This window comes from Caulobacter sp. P1_B12_2, assembly GCF_056406675.1.
This window is the reverse complement of record NZ_JBFTZS010000772.1, coordinates 1-1,121: the sequence shown is the minus strand read 5'-3', so window position 1 is coordinate 1,121 and position 1,121 is coordinate 1. Positions and strand designations below refer to the sequence as shown.

Here is a 1,121-nt window from a genome sequence, read left to right as displayed (position 1 = left end):
GAAGGAGGCTATACCCTGCTAGAGACCTTAGCCAGAACTTCGAAGACCGACGTTATCCCGTGGCCAGGCGGCGTTGGTCGTCACGCGCCGACTTCAGCTTCTCGGCCACCAGGAACGCCAGCTCCAGGGCCTGCTCGCCGTTCAGGCGCGGATCGCAATGGGTGTGGTAGCGGTCGGCCAGGTCGGTTTCCGACACGGCGCGCGCGCCGCCCAGGCACTCGGTGACGTTCTGGCCGGTCATTTCCAGATGAACGCCGCCCGGGTGCACGCCTTCGGCATGGGCGATCTCGACGAACGACTTCACCTCCGAGAGGATCCGGTCGAACGGCCGGGTCTTGTAGCCGGTCGAGGCCTTCAGCGTGTTGCCGTGCATCGGGTCCGTCGCCCAGACCACCGAACGGCCGGCGGCCTTGGTGGCCTTCATCAGGCGCGGCAGGCGGTCGGCGATCTTGTCCGAGCCAAAGCGGCCGTACAGGGTCAGGCGGCCCGGCTCGTTGGCCGGGTTGAGCACGTCGATCAGCCGCAGAAGGTCGTCGCCCTCCATGGTCGGACCGCACTTCAGCCCGATCGGGTTCTTCACGCCGCGCATGAACTCGATGTGGGCGCCGTCCAGCTGGCGGGTGCGTTCGYCGATCCACAGCAGGTGGGCGCTGGTGTCGTACCAGTCGCCCGAGGTGCTATCGACGCGGGTCATGGCTTCCTCGAAGCCCAGCAGCAGGGCCTCGTGGCTGGTGAAGAACTCGACCCGGCGCAGGTCGGGCTGGGTTTCCGGCGTGACGCCGACCGCCGCCATGAAGGTCAGGGCTTCGCTGATCTTCTCCGACAGCTCGCGGTAGCGCGCGCCCTGCGGGCTGTCGCCCACGAAGCCCAGCGTCCAGCGATGGATGTTGTAGAGGTCGGCGTAACCGCCGCTGGCGAAGGCGCGCAGCAGGTTCAGCGTCGCGGCCGACTGGCCGTAGGCGCGCAGCAGGCGATCCGGATCGGGGATGCGCTCCTCGGCCGTGAAGTCCATGCCGTTGATGTTGTCGCCGCGATAGGACGGCAGGGTGACGCCGTCGATCGTCTCGATCGGTTCGGAGCGCGGCTTGGCGAACTGGCCGGCGATGCGGCCAACCTTCACC

General features: G+C 67.8%; 1 protein-coding gene. It reads right to left on the bottom strand.

Translation table 11 applies throughout. The annotated features are described in order from the left end of the window. Positions 1-52: 52 nt before the first annotated feature. Positions 53-1,121: 3-deoxy-7-phosphoheptulonate synthase class II (locus tag AC1DZ6_RS25660; RefSeq protein ID WP_477099905.1), on the bottom strand; the 1,069-nt coding region annotated here is incomplete at its 5' end.